The 19,211-nt window shown below is 74.3% G+C and carries 18 protein-coding genes; 3 read left to right on the top strand and 15 right to left on the bottom strand.

Going from position 1 to position 19,211, the window contains the following annotated elements:
• The first annotated feature begins 192 nt into the window (after positions 1-192).
• Entirely contained in the window at positions 193-894 is a 702-nt protein-coding gene (locus tag T328_RS03850) for a lysophospholipid acyltransferase family protein (protein WP_496494412.1), read from the top strand.
• A gap of 27 nt (positions 895-921) precedes the next feature.
• Here T328_RS03850 and T328_RS03845 read toward each other — a convergent pair whose 3' ends face one another.
• From T328_RS03845 to T328_RS03795, 11 genes are all read right to left on the bottom strand, one after another.
• Entirely contained in the window at positions 922-2,223 is a 1,302-nt protein-coding gene (locus T328_RS03845; protein WP_496494411.1) for a sensor histidine kinase, read from the bottom strand.
• Positions 2,220-2,891 carry a response regulator transcription factor gene (locus tag T328_RS03840; RefSeq protein ID WP_496494410.1) on the bottom strand — a complete coding sequence of 224 codons (672 nt, stop codon included), beginning with the start codon at positions 2,889-2,891 and terminating at the stop codon, positions 2,220-2,222. The genes T328_RS03845 and T328_RS03840 overlap by 4 nt, the downstream gene beginning before the upstream one ends.
• Before the next feature lie 9 nt (positions 2,892-2,900).
• Positions 2,901-3,818, bottom strand: a complete 918-nt coding sequence (locus tag T328_RS03835) for a S1C family serine protease (RefSeq protein WP_496494409.1) — start codon at positions 3,816-3,818, stop codon at positions 2,901-2,903.
• Positions 3,819-3,829: 11 nt separating this feature from the next.
• Positions 3,830-4,780 carry a VWA domain-containing protein gene (locus tag T328_RS03830; protein WP_496494408.1) on the bottom strand — a complete coding sequence of 317 codons (951 nt, stop codon included), beginning with the start codon at positions 4,778-4,780 and terminating at the stop codon, positions 3,830-3,832.
• A 349-nt stretch (positions 4,781-5,129) separates the two neighbouring features.
• Complete coding sequence (locus T328_RS03825; RefSeq protein WP_496494407.1) at positions 5,130-6,089, bottom strand: DUF58 domain-containing protein; 960 nt, start codon at positions 6,087-6,089, stop codon at positions 5,130-5,132.
• Entirely contained in the window at positions 6,086-7,156 is a 1,071-nt protein-coding gene (locus T328_RS03820; RefSeq protein WP_496494406.1) for an AAA family ATPase, read from the bottom strand. The genes T328_RS03825 and T328_RS03820 overlap by 4 nt, the downstream gene beginning before the upstream one ends.
• Positions 7,153-7,389: a hypothetical protein gene (locus T328_RS03815; protein ID WP_496494405.1), complete on the bottom strand. Its 237-nt coding sequence runs from the start codon at positions 7,387-7,389 to the stop codon at positions 7,153-7,155. The genes T328_RS03820 and T328_RS03815 overlap by 4 nt, the downstream gene beginning before the upstream one ends.
• A 157-nt stretch (positions 7,390-7,546) precedes the next feature.
• A complete protein-coding gene (locus T328_RS03810; RefSeq protein WP_496494404.1) occupies positions 7,547-8,518 on the bottom strand; it encodes an aldo/keto reductase in 972 nt (323 codons plus the stop codon).
• Positions 8,519-8,644: 126 nt separating this feature from the next.
• Positions 8,645-10,096: an argininosuccinate lyase gene (gene argH, locus T328_RS03805; RefSeq protein WP_496494403.1), complete on the bottom strand. Its 1,452-nt coding sequence runs from the start codon at positions 10,094-10,096 to the stop codon at positions 8,645-8,647.
• Positions 10,093-11,289 (bottom strand): argininosuccinate synthase, encoded by a 1,197-nt coding sequence (locus T328_RS03800; protein WP_496494402.1) that lies wholly within the window; start codon positions 11,287-11,289, stop codon positions 10,093-10,095. Before T328_RS03800 ends, argH begins: the two co-directional genes overlap by 4 nt.
• Positions 11,290-11,436: 147 nt before the next feature.
• On the bottom strand, positions 11,437-13,044 hold the full coding sequence (locus T328_RS03795) for an SLC13 family permease (protein WP_496494401.1): 1,608 nt from the start codon (positions 13,042-13,044) through the stop codon (positions 11,437-11,439).
• A 96-nt stretch (positions 13,045-13,140) separates the two neighbouring features.
• Between T328_RS03795 and T328_RS03790 the strand changes: the two genes are divergently transcribed.
• A complete protein-coding gene (locus tag T328_RS03790) occupies positions 13,141-14,196 on the top strand; it encodes a tartrate dehydrogenase (protein ID WP_496494400.1) in 1,056 nt (351 codons plus the stop codon).
• Between the two features lie 67 nt (positions 14,197-14,263).
• A complete protein-coding gene (locus tag T328_RS03785; protein ID WP_496494399.1) occupies positions 14,264-14,818 on the top strand; it encodes a GNAT family N-acetyltransferase in 555 nt (184 codons plus the stop codon).
• Positions 14,819-15,191: 373 nt separating this feature from the next.
• Here the strand turns inward: T328_RS03785 and T328_RS03780 are convergent, their stop codons facing one another.
• From T328_RS03780 to argJ, 4 genes are all read right to left on the bottom strand, one after another.
• The gene (locus T328_RS03780) at positions 15,192-15,716 is read right to left on the bottom strand and encodes an arginine repressor (protein WP_496494890.1); all 525 of its coding nucleotides are present in this window, start codon (positions 15,714-15,716) and stop codon (positions 15,192-15,194) included.
• A gap of 7 nt (positions 15,717-15,723) precedes the next feature.
• Positions 15,724-16,953: an acetylornithine transaminase gene (locus T328_RS03775; RefSeq protein ID WP_496494398.1), complete on the bottom strand. Its 1,230-nt coding sequence runs from the start codon at positions 16,951-16,953 to the stop codon at positions 15,724-15,726.
• A complete protein-coding gene (gene argB, locus T328_RS03770; RefSeq protein ID WP_496494889.1) occupies positions 16,950-17,840 on the bottom strand; it encodes an acetylglutamate kinase in 891 nt (296 codons plus the stop codon). The genes T328_RS03775 and argB overlap by 4 nt, the downstream gene beginning before the upstream one ends.
• A 92-nt stretch (positions 17,841-17,932) precedes the next feature.
• Positions 17,933-19,135 carry a bifunctional glutamate N-acetyltransferase/amino-acid acetyltransferase ArgJ gene (gene argJ, locus T328_RS03765; RefSeq protein ID WP_496494397.1) on the bottom strand — a complete coding sequence of 401 codons (1,203 nt, stop codon included), beginning with the start codon at positions 19,133-19,135 and terminating at the stop codon, positions 17,933-17,935.
• Positions 19,136-19,211 lie beyond the last annotated feature (76 nt).

The raw sequence follows: 19,211 nt of genomic DNA, 5'->3' as shown, positions 1-19,211 counted from the left end.
CGCCGTACGGCGCCTCGCCACAAGAACGGCCCGATGCTAGGACGCGCCGGCGCGGATGCGGGAGACTTGCGGCGGCGCGCTCGTGAAATCGGCGGCAACACTGCGTCTCCGGCGGGTTGCATCCGGGGTGGGAACCGCCCGGACAGGCGAGTATCGTCGCAAGTGTCACCATCCCGACCGGAGGATCCTTCCGTGTTCCGCATCCTGATCAAGGCGTTTCTCGGCTTGCTCATGCGTGTCCTGTACCGCCCGCGAGTGGAGGGCGCGGAGCACATTCCCGGCACGGGCCCGGTCGTCCTCGCCGGCAACCACCTCACGTTCGTCGACTCGATGTTCCTCGGTCTGGTCGTGAAGCGGCCGGTGTTCTTCATCGGCAAGGACGAGTACGTCACGGGCAAGGGCGTCAAGGGCCGGCTGATGGCCTGGTTCTTCACCTCCGTCGGGATGATCCCGGTGGACCGGGACGGCGGTCGGGGCGGCGTCGCGGCGCTGATGACCGGCCGGCGGATCCTTCAGGAGGGCCGGGTCTTCGCCATCTACCCCGAGGGCACCCGCTCCCCCGACGGCCGGCTGTACCGGGCGCGTACGGGCGTGGCGCGGCTGACGCTGATGACCGGTGCGCCGGTGGTGCCGTTCGCGATGGTCGGTACGGAGAAGATCCAGCCGGGCGGGGCGGGCCGGCCGCGCATCGCCCGCTTCACGGTGCGCTTCGCCGCGCCGCTGGACTTCTCCCGCTACGAGGGCATGGATCGCGACCGGTACGTGCTGCGCGCGGTGGCCGACGAGGTCATGAGCGAGGTCATGCGGCTGTCCGGGCAGGAGTACGTCGACGTGTACGCCACGAAGGTGAAGGCGGCGCGCGAGAAGTCCGCACCCGAGCAGTCCGCCGCCTGAGCCGTACGAACCGCCGTCCCGCGGCGCCTACTTCTCCAGCACCTCCGCCTCCCCGCCCGCCCCGCCCGCCCCCGGGCCGTCGTCCCCCGCGCCCCGCATCTCGGCGGGCAGCTCGTCCGGCGGCCCGGCCGCGCCCCGCGCCCCGGCCGCCGCGCCCACGTCCGGCAGCCACAGCACGAACGTGCTGCCCGCGCCCACCCGGGAGAACAGCCGCGGCCGGCCGCCGTGCGACTCCACGATCTGCCGCACGATCGCCAGCCCCAGCCCCGCGTGCCGGTCCCGGGGCCGGCCCTCCTGGCCGGCCTCGCCGCGCCAGAACCGGTCGAAGACCCGGGCCTGCTCGCCTTCGCCGATGCCCGGGCCCGCGTCCTGCACGGCGATCCACAGCCAGCCCTCCGCCCGGCCGGCGGCGACCGTGATGCGGGTGCCGGCGGGCGCGAGGCGTACCGCGTTGGAGAGCAGGTTGCCGACGGCCCGGCGCAGCGCGTACGGGTCGCCGATCAGCACCAGGCTCTCGTCGAGCCGGCGCCGGATCACCAGCCCCCGCTCGGCCGCCACCGCCGCGAACTCCTCGCACGCCTCGTCCGCCACCGCCGCCAGGTCCACGTCCGCGTCGGCGAACGCGGCGGCCGACCGCCGCGCGGTGGCGAGCAGGTCCTCCACCAGCCGCGTCATCCGCGTCGTGGCCCGGTCGACCACGGCGACGGCGCGCCGTCGCTCCTCCGGCTCCGACTCCTCGACGGTGAGCACCGCGTCGAGGTTGGCCCGGATGATGGCCAGCGGGGTGCGCAGCTCGTGCGAGGCGTCGTCCACGAGCTGGCGCTGCGCGGCGAAGGCGCCGTCGAGCCGGTCGAGCATGGAGTCGACGGTGTCGGCGACCATGCGCAGCTCGTCGCGCGGGCCGTCGAGGCGGATACGGCGGGAGAGGTCGCTGCCGGCCTGGATCTCCTCGGCGGTGCGGGCGATGGCGCGGACGGGGCGCAGCGCCCGGCCGGAGAGCACCCAGCCGGTGCCGAGGCTGGCGACGGCCACGCCGCCGAGGACGGCGAAGGAGAAGTTGCGCAGGTTGCCCAGCGTCTCGTAGTTGACGGCGGCCTCGACGTCCTCGGCCTTGACGACGTCGATGTCCCCGACCCGTACGCCGTCGACCCGCTTCTCGGCCCGCAGCTGCTTGCTGACCGGCTGGGCGTCGCCGCTGCGCTGCACCGCGACGTACGCGCCGCCGAGGACCAGCGCGGTCAGGCAGAACACCAGCGCCGAGTAGAGCACGGTGAGCCGGAAGCGGATGGTGTGGACGAACGCCGGCAGCGGCAGCCGGGGCCGCCTCACGGCGTCTCCTCCTTCAGCCGGTAGCCGTGCCGGATGACGGTCTCGATCAGCGGCTCGTCCTGGCCGGTGACCTTGCGGCGCAGCGAGCCCACCGTGACCCGCACGGTGTTGGTGAACGGGTCGGCGTTCTCGTCCCAGACGTGCTCCAGCAGCTCCTCGGCGGAGACGACGCGACCGGGCCGGGTCATCAGGTAGTGCAGCACGCCGAACTCCTTGGGGGTGAGCCGCAGCGGGCGCGCCCCGCGGTACGCCTCGAACCGGGCGGTGTCCAGCCGCAGTTCGCCGACCTCCACGACGGAGGTACCGCCCTCGTCGCGGCGCAGCAGGGCCCGTATCCGCGCCAGCAGCTCCGGCAGCGCGAACGGCTTGACGAGATAGTCGTCGGCGCCCGCGTCGAGGCCGCGTACCCGGTCGGCCAGGCGGTCGCGGGCGGTGAGCATCAGGATCCGCGGCCCGCCGGGGGCCGCGCGTATCTCCCGGCAGACGGCGAGGCCGTCGCCGTCCGGGAGGGTGAGGTCGAGCAGCACGAGGTCGTAGTCGTTCACCCCGAGCCGCTCCATGGCGCCGTCCACGTCGGCGGCGGTGTCGACCGCGTACCCGGAGCGTACGAGCCCGACCCTGAGCGCGCCCACCAGGTCCTCTTCGTCCTCGACCACGAGAATCCGCATGCTACGAACCTAATCGCCGTCGATGATCGAGTCCGCCGCCCGGACCGCGTCCTCCACGGGCACGGCGAAGCCGATGCCGATCGAGCCGCCGGCGCCCCGGTCCAGCGAGGCGATGGCGGTGTTGATGCCGACGACCCGGCCGCTCGCGTCCACCAGCGGGCCGCCGGAGTTGCCGGGGTTGATGGAGGCGTCGGTCTGCACCGCCCGCTGCCGGTCGCCGTCGCCGAGCGAGACCTCGCGGTCGACGGCGCTGACGATGCCGGAGGTGACGGTGCCGGACAGGCCCAGGGGCGAGCCGATGGCGAGCACGGAGTCGGCGACGGACAGGTCCGCCGAGCGGCCCATGGCCAGCGGGCGGGGGGCGTACGCGCCGGACACCTCCAGCACCGCCACGTCGCGGCCGGTGTCGCGGCCCAGCACCTCCGCGTCGACCCGGCGCCCGCTGTGCAGCACGACGGAGGCGTCGGTGGCGCCGCCGACGACGTGGGCGTTGGTGAGGACGCGGCCGCGGTCGTCGAAGACGAAGCCGGAGCCCTGCCGGCCGCCGGCCTGCACCGACACCACGCTGGGCAGTACCCGGGCGGCGACGCTGTCGAGTTCGCCCGGGTTCCGCCCGGCGGCGGCCGGTGGGGGCTCGCCGGCCGCCGCCTCCTCGCCGCCCCAGGGACCGCGTATCCCGCCGGCGGCGAACCCGGCCGCGCCGCCGGCGAGGACTGCGGCGACGACGGCGACGGCCAGGGTTCGGTTCGCCGTCCGGCGCGGCGCCGGGGGCGGGGTCACGGGGGTGCCGGGGTACGGGGACACCGGCTGCCCGGGCCCGGCGGGCGGGGGCCCGCCCTGCGGCCGGGGGCGTACGGCGCCGGGACGGACGCCGGCGGTGAACGCGGGGCCGCGGGGCTCGCCGAGGCCGGGACGGGGATGGGTCACGGTCGTTCTCCTCACGGTAGGCGCGAGAACCACAGCAGGGACGTGGCCGCGGCCAGCAGCGCCGCGATCAGCGCGGCGGCGACGAACCACTGCCAGACCTCGCGCTCCTCGGTGCGGTAGCCGACGGAGCTGCCGATGTCCTCGTACACGGCCTCCAACTCCTCGCCGGAGGCGGCCTCGTGGAACGCGCCGCCGGTGGCGGTGGCCAGCTCCTCCAGCGCGGGCGCGTCCACCGGCACCGGGACGCTCTGCCCGCTGGCCAGGTCGATGGTGCCGCCCTCGGTGCCGTACGCGATCGTGGACACCGGGATCCCGGCCGCCGCCGCCTCCTCCGCGGCGGCGGGCGTGGAGCGGCCGGTGGTGTTCTGCCCGTCGGAGAGCAGCACGACGTGGGCGGGCGGCGGCTCGCGCTCGGCCTGTTCGTCCAGCGTGCGGATCGCCTCGGCGGACGAGAACACCGCCTCGCCGATCGCGGTGCCCTGCCGGGTGTCCAGCCGGTCGAGCGCGCGGCGCATGGCGTCGCGGTCGGTGGTCGGCGGCAGGGCGACGGCGGAGGTGCCGCTGAAGGTGACGAGCCCGACGTTGAACCGCTCCGGCAGTTCGGTGACGAACGCCTGGGCGGCGTCCTGCGCGGCGGTGAACCGCGACGGCTGGACGTCGGTGGCCCGCATCGAGGCGGACACGTCCAGCGCCACCATGATCGTCGCCCGCTCCCGCGGTACCTCCGTCTCGGCGGTGGGCCGGGCGAAGCCGACGATGAGCAGCCCGGCCATGGCGCAGAACGCGGTGGCCGGCACGTGCCGCCGCCAGCCGGGGCGGCGCGGCATGACCTTGTCGAGCAGGTCGACGTTGGTGAACCGCACGGCGTACCGGCTGCGCCGGGCCTGCATGACGAGGTAGACGACGACGAGGGCGGCGAGCGGCGCGAGCAGCACGAGCCACCCGGGCGAGGCGAGGCTCATGCGGAACCTCCGGGGAGCGGGCCGGGTCCGCGGAAGCCCGTGCGGGACCGGGGCGGACGACTGCGGCCGGGGACCCGCGTGTCGAACGCGGAGCCGCCGCCGACGAGGGAGACGTCGGCCAGGCACGGGCCCGCCGCGTGAACGCGGCACGCGGGCACGGGCGTTCCGGTGCCGGCGGACGGGCGGACCGCCGGGCGCCGGCTGTCGTCGCGGTGCGGCGGGCGGCAGGGGTACGGGGCCCGTCCCGCCCGGGACGACGGGGCCTGCGGTCCCGGAGCCGCCGCGGCGGAGCCGGGCCGGGCCGGAGCCGGAGCCGGAGCCGGAGCCGGAGCCGGAGCCGGACCGGAGGTCATGCCGCACCTCCCGCCCCGCGGCGCTGCGCGGCCACGTACCGCGCGATGTCCCGCACCCAGTCGCGGTCCGTACGCAGCCGCAGCCGCGCCGCGCCCGCGGCCCGCAGCGCCCGGCCGATCGCCTCGCGCTGCTCCGCCGCGGCGGCGGCGTACCGTTCCCGCACGCGCTTGGAGTACGTGGGGATCTCCCGGCGCCGCCCCGACTCCGGGTCGACGACGGTCAGCAGCCCCACCGCCGGCAGCTCCAGCTCCCGGGGGTCGACGACCTCGACCGCCAGGACCTGGTGGCGGCGCGCCAGGGCGCGCAGCGGCTGCTCCCAGCCCGGTTCGAGGAAGTCGGAGACCACCGCGACCAGCCCGCGGCGGCGCTCCGTGCGCTGCAGCGCGGCCACGCCCTCCGCGAGGGTGTGGGCCTGCGGCCCGGCGGGCACGCGGGGGCGTTCGAGCGCGGTGCGCAGCACCCGCATCAGGTGCCGCCGGCCGCTGCGGGCCGGGATGCGCCGGATGCCGTCGGGGCGGACGAGCTGGGCGCCGAGCCGGTTGCCGGCGCGCTCGGTGAGGAACGCGACGGCCGCGGCGGCGCCGACGGCGAGGTCGCGCTTCTCCATCCGGCCGGTGCCGAAGTCCATGCTGGCGCTGGCGTCGAGGACGATCCAGGTGGTCAGTTCGCGGTCCGCGAGCGTCATCCGCACGTGCGGCACGGTGGTGCGCGCGGTGGCGTTCCAGTCCATGCGGCGTACGTCGTCGACGCCCGGGGCGTAGTGCCTGCTCTCGTCCGGCTCGCCGCCGGGGCCGGGGACGAGGGCGGTGTGGTCGCCCTGGAGGAGGCCGTCGGGGCGGCGGGTGAAGATAAGCCGAAGGTGGTGGAGCGCCTGTTCGGGGGTGAGTTCGCCGAGCGACGGCGACCCGGGTACGCCCCGGGGCGTGGCGCCCGCCGCTCCGCCCGGGGCGCTCATGCCGCCCTCCCGGCCTTCCCGAACCCGGCGAGGTCGCCGTCCGCGGCGTCCTCGGCCTGGTGCGGCGCGACCCGCGGCTGCGGCACCGCGGCGAGCACCTCGTCGACGACCGACGCGGGGGTGACGCCGTCGGCCAGGGCGTCGAAGGACAGCACCAGCCGGTGGGCGACGACCTCGTGCACGAGCGCGGCGACGTCGCCCGGCAGCACGTACTCGCGCCCGCGCAGCAGCGCCAGCGCCCGCGCCGCCGCCACCAGCCCGAGGGTGGCCCGCGGCCCGGCGCCGTACGCGAGCCGCCCGCCGCCGGCCGCGTCCCCGCTCGCGGCGAGTTCGCGGGTGGCGAGGACGAGGCGTACCGCGTACTGCGCAACGGCGTGGTGGACGAACACCTCGTCCGCGCGCCGCTGGAGGGCCGCGAGGGTCTGCGGCGTGAGCACCGCGCGGGCGGCGGGCGGGTCGACGCTCATCCGGTAGAGGATCGCCAGCTCCTCGTCCTCGGTGGGCGCGGTGACATCGACCTTGAGCAGGAAGCGGTCGCGCTGGGCCTCGGGCAGCTCGTAGACACCCTCGGACTCGATGGGGTTCTGGGTGGCGAGGACGAGGAACGGCTCGGGCATGGGGATGGTCCGGCCGCCGATGCTGACCTGCCGCTCGGCCATGACCTCAAGGAGGGCGGACTGGACCTTGGCGGGGGCGCGGTTGATCTCGTCGGCGAGGACGAAGTTGGCGGCGACCGGCCCGGGTTCGACGCTGAACGTCTCGCTGGAGGGCCGGTAGATACGGGTGCCGGTGATGTCGGACGGCACCAGGTCGGGGGTGAACTGGATGCGGTGGAACGTGCCGCCCGACACGGTGGCCAGGGTGGCCGCCGCCAGCGTCTTGGCGACGCCGGGCACGCCCTGGAGCAGGCAGTGCCCGCGGGCGAGCACGGCGGTCAGCAGCCGTTCGACCATCCGGTCCTGGCCGACGATCACCCGCTTGACCTCGAAGAGCGCCTGTTCCAGGAGCGCCGCCCAGGGGCCCTGCGCGGCGGCGGGCCCCGGGGCGGCGGGGGTGGTGGTGGTCACAGGTCGTCCGCGTTCTCGGCGGCGCCCGAGGGCGCCTCGGAACCGCCCTTTTCGGGGCAGTCCTTGTCGGCGGCCAGCTGGGCGCCGGTCTTCTCGCGGTCCTCGTTGACCACGAGCCGTACCTCGGGCTTCTCTTCTCCGCGGTCGAGCGCGCCGGACGCGCCCGTGGCCAGGCCGGCCACGGCGAACACGGCGGCACCGGCGACCGAGAGCCTGCGTATACGACGGGACATCGGGTCTCCTCCGTCAGACGACTGCGTTACCGCATGTCATCACCGGGAGGCGAAAATCGCCTTAAAGCCGCCGTGCGCCGGGCCGCCGGCGGATGCCCGGAGCTGCCGTGGAGCTGCCCCGGAGCTGGCCCGGAGCTGGCCCGGAGCTGCCGTGGAGCTACGCCCAGGGCGTGGCGGCGCGCCGCCGCCAGTAGTCGGCCGCGGGCTCGGCGAGGGCCGCGAGGCGGTCGCACTGCGCCGGTTCGAGGTCGACGGCGGCGGCGGCGAGGTTGGAGTGCAGCTGCGCCGCGGTGGCGGCGCCGGAGAGCACGACGCCGGCCCACGGCCGGCGCAGCACCGCGGCGAGCGCGACGGCGTCGGGCTCCGCGCCGGCCTCGGCGGCGACGGCGCGCAGCTCCGCGGGCGCGGCGTCGCCGGCCAGCCGCCCGTTCGCCAGGGCCTCCTTGACGATCACCGTCAGCCCGGCGTCGTGCGCCTCGGCCAGCGCCTCGCCGGCGGCCGGCTCCAGCACGTTGTACGTGCTCTGCACGGTGTGGAACAGCCGCTCGCCGTCGACCGTGATCTCCAGCGCGGCGCGTACCGCCGCGGCCTGCTCCGGGCCGCTGGTGGAGAAGCCGACGGTGACGCCGCCGGCGGCGAGCGCCGCGAGGCGCGCGTGCAGGGCGGTGTCGGTCAGCGCGGGGCTGTCGGGGGTGAGGGAGTGGATCTGGTAGAGGTCGAGGCGGTCGCCGAGGAGCTTCGCGGACTCCTCGCGCTGCCGGTCGTAGGCGTCGGCGCCGTGGTCCTTGACCTCGTGCACCTCGGCGTCCGCGCGCCAGTCGCCGACGTACGCGTAGCCCCACTTGCTGCCGACGACCGCGTCCCGGGCGTCGGGGCGCTCCCGCAGCCAGTCGGCGAGGAACTCCTCGGCGCGGCCGTAGGAGCGGGCGGCGTCGAAGTACCGCACGCCCTGGGCGTAGGCCGCGTCGAGCAGCTCGTGGGTGCGGGAGCGCATGGCCTCGACCGTGCGTCCAGGCGGGAGGTCGTCGGCGCGGCCGGTGGTGAGGTAGGCGGGGCGGCCCACGGCGGCGAGCCCGAAGCCGATGTGGGCGGCGGGCGTCGTCACTGCGGCCAGTCGGTCGAACGCCATCGCGGGCTCCTACGTCCTCGGTGCGGCTGCCGGGCCCGTCCACCGTAGAAGACGATGCGCACCGCGGTCAGCGCCCGACACGGGGTTTCGCCGCGCGGCCCCGCCGCCCCCGCCCGCTCCGCTACGCTACGCGCCCGGGCCGGCCGGGCGCTTCGCCGCGGCCCAGCGCAGCTGCGCCGCCACGTCCTCCCTGACCTCCGCGAGCTGCACCGCCACCGCCGCCGGCGCGGTGCCGCCGCGGGCGTCGCGGGCGGCGAGGGCGCCGGGCACGGTGAGCACGGTGCGCACCTCGGGCGTCAACCGCGGGGAGACCTTCGCGAACTGCTCGTCCGTGAGCTGGTCCAGCTCGATGCCCTCGGCCTCGCAGACCCGGACGCACTCCCCCGCGCTCTCGTGCGCGACGCGGAACGGCACGCCCTGCTTGACCAGCCACTCGGCGATGTCGGTGGCGAGCGAGAAACCGGCCGGGGCCAGCTCCTCCAGCCGCTCCCGGTTGACCGTGAGCGTGGCCATCATGCCGGTGAACGCGGGCAGCAGGACCTCCAGCGTGTCGACGGAGTCGAAGACCGGCTCCTTGTCCTCCTGCAAGTCCCGGTTGTACGCGAGCGGGAGCGCCTTCAGCGTCGCCATCAGCCCGGTGAGGTTGCCGATCAGCCGGCCCGACTTGCCGCGCGCCAGCTCGGCGATGTCCGGGTTCTTCTTCTGCGGCATGATCGAGCTGCCGGTCGAGAAGGAGTCGTGGAGGGTGACGAAGGAGAACTCCTTCGTGGCCCAGAGGATGACCTCCTCCGCGATCCGGGAGACGTCGACCCCGATCATCGCGGTGACGAACGCGAACTCCGCGGCGAAGTCCCGCGCCGCCGTCCCGTCGATGGAGTTGCCCGAGGAGCCGTGCTCGAAGCCCAGCTCCGCGGCGACGGCCTCCGGGTCCAGGCCCAGCGAGGAGCCGGCCAGCGCGCCGGACCCGTACGGCGAGACGGCCGTGCGCTCGTCCCACTGCCGCAGCCGCTCGGCGTCCCGGGAGAGCGCCTGGGCGTGCGCGAGCACGTGGTGGGCGAAGAGGACGGGCTGCGCGTGCTGCAGGTGGGTACGGCCCGGCATGGCGACGCCGGGGTGCGCCTCGGCGAGGCCGACGAGCGCCTGCTGCAGCTCGGCGAGCAGGCCGCCGAGGGTGCGGGCGTGGTCGCGCAGGTACATCCGGAAGAGGGTGGCGATCTGGTCGTTGCGGGACCGCCCGGCGCGCAGCTTGCCGCCCAGCTCGGGGCCGAGCCGCTCCAGCAGGCCGCGTTCGAGGGCGGTGTGCACGTCCTCGTCGGCGATGGTGGCGGTGAAGGCGCCGCTCTCGACGTCCGCCGCCAGCCGGTCGAGCCCGGCGAGCATCCGCGTCAGCTCGTCCGCCGTCAGCAGCCCTCTCCGATGCAGCACCCGCGCGTGGGCGCGGGAGCCGGCGATGTCGTACGGGGCGAGCCGCATGTCGAAGTGGACGGACGCGGAGAGCCGCTCCAGCGCCGCCGCGGGGCCGTCGGCGAACCGACCGCCCCAGAGCTTGGCGTTCTGCCGGGGTGCGTCGTCGCTCACTGGGCCAGGTCCCGGCCGGCCGCGATCTTCGAGGACAGGCCGAAGATCTCGATGAAGCCCTTGGACATCGACTGGTCGAAGGTGTCGCCGGTGTCGTACGTCGCGAGGTTGAAGTCGTACAGCGAGACGGGCGAGCGCCGGCCGGTGACGACGGCCCGGCCGCCGTGCAGCGTCATCCGGATCTCGCCGGTGACGTGCTCGTTCGCCTCCTGGATGAAGCCGTCCAGGGCCCGCTTGAGCGGGGAGAACCACAGGCCGTCGTAGACCAGCTCGCCCCACCGCTGCTCGACCTGCCGCTTGTAGCGCGCCAGCTCCCGCTCGACGGTGACGTTCTCCAGCTCCTGGTGGGCGGTGATCAGCGCGATGGCACCGGGCGCCTCGTAGACCTCCCGGGACTTGATGCCCACGAGCCGGTCCTCGACCATGTCGATCCGGCCCACGCCCTGGGCGCCGGCCCGCTCGTTGAGCTGCTGGATCGCCTGCAGCACGGTGACGGGGCGGCCGTCGACCGCCACGGGCACGCCGCGCTCGAAGGAGATGACGACCTCGTCCGCCTCGCGGGCATCCGCGGGGTTCTGGGTGTACTCGTAGACGTCCTCGATCGGGGCGTTCCAGATGTCCTCCAGGAAGCCGGTCTCGACGGCCCGGCCGAAGACGTTCTGGTCGATGGAGTACGGGGACTTCTTGGTGGTGGCGATGGGCAGCCCCTTGTCCTCGCAGAAGGCGATGGCCTTGTCCCGGGTCATGGCGTAGTCCCGGACGGGGGCGATGCACTTGAGGGACGGGGCGAGGGAGGAGATGCCGGCCTCGAAGCGGACCTGGTCGTTGCCCTTGCCGGTGCAGCCGTGGGCGACGGTGCCGGCGCCGTGCTTCTGGGCGGCGGCGACGAGGTGCTTGACGATGGTGGGCCGGGAGAGCGCGGAGACCAGCGGGTAGCGGTCCATGTACAGGGCGTTCGCCTTGATCGCCGGGAGGCAGTACTCCTCGGCGAACTCGTCCCTGGCGTCCGCGACCTCGGCCTCCACGGCGCCGCAGGCCAGCGCGCGCTTGCGGATCACGTCGAGGTCCTCGCCGCCCTGGCCGACGTCCACGGCGACGGCGACGACCTCGGCACCCGTCTCCTCGGCGATCCAGCCGATGGCGACGGAGGTGTCCAGGCCGCCCGAGTAGGCGAGTACGACGCGCTCGGTCACGGAAGTCTCCTTACGATGCATGCGCTGACCGGAATAAGTATGCAGCACTCTGTATGATTCGTCAAAGCGCCGCGCACACGGCGCGCCGGAGGGCCGCCGGACCCGCGGGTCCGGCGGCCCTGACGGGTACGGGTCCGGGCCGCCCCGCTAACCGATGCCGGTGACCTCGACCATCAGCGGCAGCCCCAGGATGACCAGGAGCACGCCGAGGAGGTCGAAGCCCGCGCCGGAGCGGATCATCGTGGTGATCGGGACCACGCCGGAGCCGTAGGCGATGGCGTTCTGCGGCGTCGACACCGGCAGCATGAAGCCGAAGGACGCGGCGAACGTCGCGGCCAGCGCCGGGACGAACGGATCGACCTCGGCGGCCACCGCGATCGGGATGATGATGGGCACCACCACCGCCGCCGAGGCCGTGTTGCTCGTCGTCTCCGAGACGATCACCGCCAGCACCGCCGCGAAGACCGTGATGGTGAAGACGCTGGAGAAGCCGAGCAGGTCGTTGGACTCGTTGCCGATGGTCTCGGCCAGGCCGGTGTCGGCGAGCAGTGAGCCGAAGATGATGCCGGTGCCGAAGAGCAGGATCGTGCCCCAGTCGATACGGGCCGCGTCGCTCCAGTTGAGGGTGGCCTCGCGGCGCGCCCAGTTCGTCGGCAGGACGAACAGCAGCGCGGCGCCGAGCACCGCCACGATGCCCTCGTCGAGCCGGTCGCTGACGGTGGTGTACGCGGAGGCGTCGGTGCCGACGGCGAGGGCGACGATGCCCGGGGTGATCCACAGCGACACGGTGATGCCGAAGGCGATGAGCGTGTTCCACTCCGCACGCGAGAACTTCCCCAGTGCGGCGCGCTGTTCGCGTACGTACTCCTCCACGCCCTCGATCCGGCGGATCTCCGGCTTGTTGAGCAGCAGCAGGACGACGACGAGGACGACGAACATGCAGGCGCACAGCGGCAGCGCGGTGGCCGTCCACTCGGCGAAGGAGATCTTCTCGCCGGTGGCCTCCTCGATCAGGCCGCGGCCGATGAGGTTCGGCGGGCTGCCGACCGGGGTGAGCAGACCGCCGACGCTGGCGCCGTACGCGAGCATGAGCACCAGCGCGGCGCCGACGCGCAGCCTCGTGGGGTCGAAGTCCTGCTCCACCAGGCCGCGGTCCTGCAGCATCTTGGCGATCACGGTGAGGATGCCGAGCGCGGTGGGCAGCAGCATGGCGACCGTCGCGGTGTTGGACACGAACGCCGACAGCACGCAGGTGATCAAGCCGAAGGCCGCGATCAGCCGGAACGTCGAGCGGCCCACCCCCGGCAGGCCCAGGATCCAGAACGCGAACCGCCGGGCCACGCCGTGCTTGAGCATAGCCTGGGCCAGGATGAACGCGCCGATGAAAGTGAAGATCGTGGACGAGCCGAAGGGCGCCAGCGCGTCGTCCGGCGGCACCACGCCGAGGACGACGATCGCGCCGACGCCGATCAGTCCGCCGACCGGGATCGGCACCGGCTCGGTCACCCACAGCACGATGACGCCGAGCAGGACGCCGGCCAGCGTCTGCTGGCTCGCCGCCATGTCCAGCGGCAGCGCGAGAAAGATCACCGAGACAAGGGGGGCCAGCCAGAACCCGGTGGTCCGCCGGGCCCGTTCGAACTTCTCCTCCTGCGGCGAGAGCCTCTGCTCGCCGAGGCTGCGGTAGGTCGCATGGCCGAGCAGTGCCTGCTCGACGTCGGTCTTGGCACGTGGCGCGGTGGCGTCGGACTTCATCGTCCCCTCCGGAGAACGGTGCGGCTGGCTTACATTCAGGACTGCTTCGTAAGGTGGGGCACAACTCGGCTGAGGGGAAGGGGTGGGGAAGGGGCCATGACGACACAGCGGATCGCGGTCATCCCCGGTGACGGCATCGGGCAGGAGGTCACGCCCGCCGCGCTGGAAGTGCTGGACGCCGTCGGGCGGCGGCACGGCGTGGAGTTCGCGTACACGTCCCTCGACTGGTCCTGCGCCCGCTACCGGCGCGAGGGAGCGATGATGCCGGAGGACGGCATCGAGCGGCTGCGCGGGTACGACGCCGTGTTCCTCGGCGCCGTCGGGGAGCCCGGAGTGCCGGACCACGTCTCCCTGTGGGGGCTGCTCATCCCCATCCGCCGGGCCTTCCGGCAGTACGTGAACCTCCGCCCCGTCCGGGTCTTCGAGGGCATGGAGAGCCCGCTGCGCACCGCCGGCCCCGGCGACGTCGACCTCGTGGTGGTGCGCGAGAACACCGAGGGCGAGTACAGCGAGATCGGCGGCCGGCTGCACCGCGGCTTCCCGGAGGAGATGGCCGTGCAGGAGGCGGTCTTCACCCGGGCCGGCGTCACCCGCGTCCTCGACTACGCCTTCGGCCTCGCCGGCCGCCGCGCCGGCCGGCTCACCTCGGCGACGAAGTCCAACGGCATCGTGCACACCATGCCGTTCTGGGACGAGCTGGTGCGCGAACGGGCCGCGGAGCACCCGAAGGTGGCGTGGGACCAGGAGCACATCGACGCGCTGTGCGCCAAGGTCGTCCTCACCCCCGGGCGCTTCGACGTGATCGTCGCCTCCAACCTCTTCGGCGACATCCTCAGCGACCTCACCGCCGCCGTCGCCGGCTCCATCGGCATCGCCCCGTCGGCGAACCTCAACCCCGAGGGCACGTACCCCTCGATGTTCGAGCCGGTGCACGGCTCCGCGCCGGACATCGCGGGGCGCGGCATCGCCGACCCCATCGGCGCCATCTGGTCGGCGGCGCTCATGCTCGACCACCTCGGCCACGAGCGGGCGGGCGCCGAGGTCGTCGGCGCCATCGCCGCGACGCTCGCCGGCACCGACGTCCGCACCCCGGACCTGGGGGGCTCGGCGACCACGGAGGAGTTCACCAGTACGGTGATCGCACGGCTGTGACGACGCACGGCTGAGACGACGCGCGGCGAGGTGACGCGCGGGAGCCGCGGGAGATTGGGACGTACCGATGCTGAGCACCCCCCTGGGCGAGGGCGCCGAGCTGACCACGCTGGAGCCGTGGCAGGCCGCCGAACTCGCCGCCTTCACCGACCGGCACCGGGCGCACCTGGAGCCGTGGCTGCCCTGGGCGCACACCGTCACCGACGAGGCCGGCGCCCGGCGCTTCCTCCAGGCGTACGCCGACAAGCAGGCCCGCGACGCCGGCCGGGTGTTCGCCGTCCGGCTGGACGGCGAGCTGGTCGGCGGCATGATCTACCGGCTCTTCGACACCGCGCAGGGCTCCTGCGAGCTGGGCGCCTGGCTGGCGCCCGAGGCACAGGGCCGCGGGCTGGTCACCGAGGCGTCCCGCCGGATGATCGACTGGGCGGTGGAGGTACGCGGCCTGTCCCGCGTCGAGTGGCTGGTCGACCCCGCGAACAAGGCGAGCATCGCGGTGGCCAGGCGCCTGGGCATGACCCACGAGGGCACGCTGCGCAGCCTGTTCGAGATGGCCGGCGAGCGGCACGACCTGGAGGTCTGGGCGCTGCTGAGCCACGAGTGGCGGGCGGCGCGGGGCGGGTGACGCGGGGCAGGTGACGCCGCTCCTGGCCCGCGTTGGACCTGCCGTCCGCGGCGGCGGGGGCGGCGCCGGGGCCGCGCGTGGGAGGCCGGCCGGGGGGTTGTTCCCCGACCCCGCCCCTTCCCGAAACCGGGGCTGCGCCCCGGACCCCTGCCGCGCCTCCGGCGCGGCGAACCCGGTGGCTCCGCCCCCGTACCCCCGCGGGGGCTGCGCCCCACACCCCACCACCCGCGCCTCCGGCGCGAACACGCCTCGGGGGGTGACACCCCCGTACCCCCACCGGGCTGCAGCGCCCCCACAGCGCGCTACCCGCGCCTCCGGCAAGGCCCCCCGCACCCCGCCACCCGCGCCTCCGGCGCGGTCTTCGCGTGGGTCCTCAGCGCTCGCGCTCGGCCAGCTTCAGCAGGTGGTCGGCGAGCGACTGGCCGCCCGACGGGTCGCGGCTGATGACCATCAGGGTGTCGTCGCCCGCGATCGTGCCGAGGATCGCGTTCAGCTCCGCCGCGTCGATCGCGGACGCGAGGAACTGCGCCGCGCCGGGCGGGGTGCGGAGCACGACGATGTTCGCCGACGCCTCGGCGGAGATGAGCAGTTCCCCGGCGAGGCGGGCCATGCGCTCCTCCTTGGCCGACTCACCCAGCGGCACCTGCGGGGTGCGGAAGCCGCCCTCGGAGGGAACGGCGTAGATCAGCTCGCCGCCGGTGTTGCGGATCTTGACCGCCCCCAGCTCGTCGAGGTCGCGGGAGAGCGTCGCCTGCGTCACCGTCAGGCCGTCGTCGGCGAGGAGCTTGGCCAGCTGGCTCTGCGAACGGACCGGCTGCCGGTTCAGGATGTCGACGATCCTGCGGTGGCGTGCCGTGCGCGTGTGCGGCACGGCGGGACCGTTGTGCTCCTCGGACATCGTCACGTCACTCTCCGGCTCGTCGTGGCACGGCCGCGGGATCCGCCGCGTCGAGCACGGCGGGCAGCGCGGCGAGCAGGGCGTCCACCTCCGCCTCGCCGACGATCAGCGGCGGGGCGAGCCGGATCACGTCCGGCGTCACCGCGTTGACCAGGAATCCCGCTGCCTGGGCCGCCTGTTGCACCTGGGGCGCGACGGCCTCGGAGAGCACCATACCGAGCAGCAGCCCCGCGCCACGCACATGGTCGACAAGCGGGTGCCCCAGCCCCCAGATTCCGTCCCGCAGCCGCTCCCCCACCCGCTTGACGCGCTCCAGCAGCCCCTCGGACCCGATCACGTCCAGCACCGCGAGTGCGGCGGCGCAGGCGACCGGGTTGCCGCCGAAGGTGGAGCCGTGCTTCCCGGGGGTGAGCAGGTCGGCGGCCGGCCCGAAGGCCAGCGTGGCGCCGATCGGCAGCCCGCCGCCGAGGCCCTTGGCGAGGGTGACGACGTCCGCCTCCACGCCCTGCGCCTGCGCGGCGAACCAGTGGCCCGTACGCCCGACGCCCGTCTGCACCTCGTCGAGGACGAGCAGCGCGCCGGCGGCCCGGGTGATCTCGCGGGCCGCGGCGAGATAGCCCTCCGGCGGCACCACCACGCCGTTCTCGCCCTGCACCGGCTCGACGATCACGAGCGCCGTGTCCTCGGTGACCGCGGCGCGCAGCGCGTCCGCGTCCCCGTACGGCACGTGCGTCACCTCGCCCGGCAGCGGGCCGAAGCCCGCCTGCTTGCCGGGCTGCCCGGTGAGCGCGAGGGCGCCCATGGTGCGGCCGTGGAAGCCGCCCTCGGTGCCCACCATGTGCGTACGGCCCGTCAGCCGGCCGATCTTGAACGCCGCCTCCACCGCCTCCGCGCCGGAGTTGGCGAAGAACACCCGGCCGGGCCGGCCGGCGAGTTCGAGCAGCCGCTCGGCGAGCGCCACCGGCGGCTCGGCGACGAAGAGGTTGGAGACGTGGCTGAGGGTGGCGATCTGCGCCGAGACGGCCTCGACGACGGCCGGGTGGGCGGTGCCGAGGGAGGTGACGGCGATGCCGCCGACGAAGTCCAGGTACTCGTTGCCGTCGGCGTCCCACAGCTTCACGCCCGCGCCGCGCACCAGCGGCAGGCGGGGGGTGCCGTAGTTGTCCATCAGCGCGCCCTGCCAGCGCCCGGTCAGCTCCGCGTTGCCGCTCGTGCCGCCGCTCATGCCGCCGCTCATGCCGCAGGCCTTTCCGCGTCCGGCACGACCATCGTGCCGATGCCCTCGTCCGTGAAGATCTCCAGCAGGATGGAGTGCGGCACGCGGCCGTCGATGACCCGCGCGGTGTGTACGCCGTGGCGCACCGCGTACAGGCAGCCCTCCATCTTCGGGACCATGCCGCTGGCCAGGTCAGGCAGCAGCCGCTCCAGCTCGCCGGCGGTCAGCCGGCTGATGACCTCGTCGCTGTCCGGCCAGTTCTCGTAGAGACCCTCGACGTCGGTGAGCACCATCAGGGTCTCCGCGTCGAGCGCGGCGGCCAGCGCGGCGGCGGCGGTGTCGGCGTTGACGTTGAAGACCTCGCCGGCCGCGTCGGTCTCGTCGGCGGAGCGGGCGACGGAGGAGACGACCGGGATGCGCCCGTCCGCGAGCAGCGCCTCGATCGCGCCGGTGTCGATCGCGGCGACCTCGCCGACCCGGCCGATGTCGACCGGTTCGCCGTCGACCAGCGGGCGGTGCCGGGTGGCGGTGATGGTGTGCGCGTCCTCGCCGGTGAGGCCGACGGCGAAGGGGCCGTGCTCGTTGAGCAGCCCGACCAGCTCGCGCTGCACCCGCCCCGCGAGCACCATCCGTACGACGTCCATGGCCTCGGGCGTCGTCACCCGCAGCCCGGCGCGGAACTCGCTGGCCAGGCCGTGCCGGTCGAGCTGCGCGCTGATCTGCGGGCCGCCGCCGTGCACGACGACGGGCCGGAGCCCCGCGTGCCGGAGGAAGACGACGTCCTGGGCGAAGGCGCGCTTGAGGTCCTCGTCGACCATGGCGTTGCCGCCGAACTTGACGACCACGACCTTGCCGTGGTGGCGGGTCAGCCAGGGCAGCGCCTCGATGAGGGTGCGCGCCTTGGGCAGCGCGGTGTGCTTACGGGTGGGGGTGTTCGCGGTGGCGGAGGTCGCGTGGGTCGCGGGGGTTGCGGGTGCCGCGGAGGTCGCGGGGGTCGCCGTCACGAGCTGTACGCGCTGTTCTCGTGGACGTAGTCGGCGGTCAGGTCGTTGGTCCAGATGACCGCCCCGGCACCGCCCGCCGCAAGGTCCGCCACGATGTGGACCTCCCGGTAGCGCATGTCGACCAGCTCGCGGTCCTCGCCGAACGAGCCCTCCTTGCACACCCACACGCCGTTGATCGCGACGTTCAGCCGGTCCGGCTCGAAGGCGGCGGACGTGGTGCCGATCGCGGCGAGCACGCGGCCCCAGTTGGGGTCCTCGCCGTGGATGGCGCACTTGAGGAGGTTGTTGCGGGCGATGGAGCGGCCGACCTCGACCGCGTCGTCCTCGCTGGCGGCGCCCACGACCTCGACCTTGATCTCCTTGCTCGCGCCCTCGGCGTCGGCGATGAGCTGCCGTCCGAGGTCGTCGCAGACGGCCCGTACCGCCTCGGCGAACTCCGCCTGCTCCGGCCGGACTCCGGACGCGCCGGAGGCCAGCAGCAGCACCGTGTCGTTGGTGGACATGGCGCCGTCGGAGTCGACGCGGTCGAAGGTCGTACGGGTCGCGGCGCGCAGCGCGGCGTCCAGCTCGTCGGCGGGTACGTCGGCGTCGGTGGTGAGGACGACGAGCATGGTGGCAAGACCCGGCGCCAGCATGCCCGCGCCCTTGGCCATGCCGCCGACGGTCCAGGCAGCGCCGCCGTCGGCGCCGTCGGCGCCGTCCGCGTCCTCCGCGCCGCCGGCTCCGGCGGAGACCACCGCCGTCTTGTGCACGGAATCCGTGGTCTTGATGGCGATGGCGGCCTTCTCGCCGCCGTGCGCGGACAGTTCGGCCGCGGCCCGCTCGACGCCGGGCAGCAGCTTGTCCATCGGCAGCAGCGTGCCGATCAGCCCGGTGGAGGCGACGGCGACCTCCGCGGCGCTGTGCCCGAGGACCCCGGCGACGCGCTCGGCGGTGGCGTGGGTGTCCTGGAAGCCGCGGGGCCCCGTGCAGGCGTTGGCGCCGCCGGAGTTGAGGATGACCGCGGACACCTCGCCGCCCTTGAGCACCTGCTCGGACCAGACGACGGGGGCGGCCTTGACGCGGTTGGCGGTGAAGACGCCGGCGGCGGCGCGTCGCGGCCCCTCGTTGACCACGAGGGCCAGGTCCGGGTTGCCGTTCTCCTTGATCCCGGCGGCGATGCCCGCCGCCGTGAACCCTTTCGCTGCCGTGACGCTCATGTGTCTCCTTGTTCGCTTCTCCGCCCGCACGGCGAAAGTGCGGTTGCGTTGCCGACCTGCGGAATCGCAGCCGTGC

The organism is Streptomyces sp. CNX435 (assembly GCF_059570575.1).
The sequence above is the reverse complement of the archived record's forward strand: the minus strand, read 5'-3'. Positions and strand labels throughout refer to the sequence as shown.

Coding starts and splice junctions, on each gene's coding strand:
- T328_RS03815 (WP_496494405.1), bottom strand. CDS start 7,389: ATGTCCCGTCGTATACGCAGGCTCTCGGTCGCCGGTGCCGCCGTGTTC.
- T328_RS03785 (WP_496494399.1), top strand. CDS start 14,264: ATGCTGAGCACCCCCCTGGGCGAGGGCGCCGAGCTGACCACGCTGGAG.
- T328_RS03830 (WP_496494408.1), bottom strand. CDS start 4,780: ATGAGCCTCGCCTCGCCCGGGTGGCTCGTGCTGCTCGCGCCGCTCGCC.
- T328_RS03810 (WP_496494404.1), bottom strand. CDS start 8,518: ATGGCGTTCGACCGACTGGCCGCAGTGACGACGCCCGCCGCCCACATC.
- T328_RS03780 (WP_496494890.1), bottom strand. CDS start 15,716: ATGTCCGAGGAGCACAACGGTCCCGCCGTGCCGCACACGCGCACGGCA.
- T328_RS03795 (WP_496494401.1), bottom strand. CDS start 13,044: ATGAAGTCCGACGCCACCGCGCCACGTGCCAAGACCGACGTCGAGCAG.
- T328_RS03775 (WP_496494398.1), bottom strand. CDS start 16,953: ATGAGCGGCGGCATGAGCGGCGGCACGAGCGGCAACGCGGAGCTGACC.
- T328_RS03790 (WP_496494400.1), top strand. CDS start 13,141: ATGACGACACAGCGGATCGCGGTCATCCCCGGTGACGGCATCGGGCAG.
- T328_RS03840 (WP_496494410.1), bottom strand. CDS start 2,891: ATGCGGATTCTCGTGGTCGAGGACGAAGAGGACCTGGTGGGCGCGCTC.
- argJ (WP_496494397.1), bottom strand. CDS start 19,135: ATGAGCGTCACGGCAGCGAAAGGGTTCACGGCGGCGGGCATCGCCGCC.
- T328_RS03825 (WP_496494407.1), bottom strand. CDS start 6,089: ATGAGCGCCCCGGGCGGAGCGGCGGGCGCCACGCCCCGGGGCGTACCC.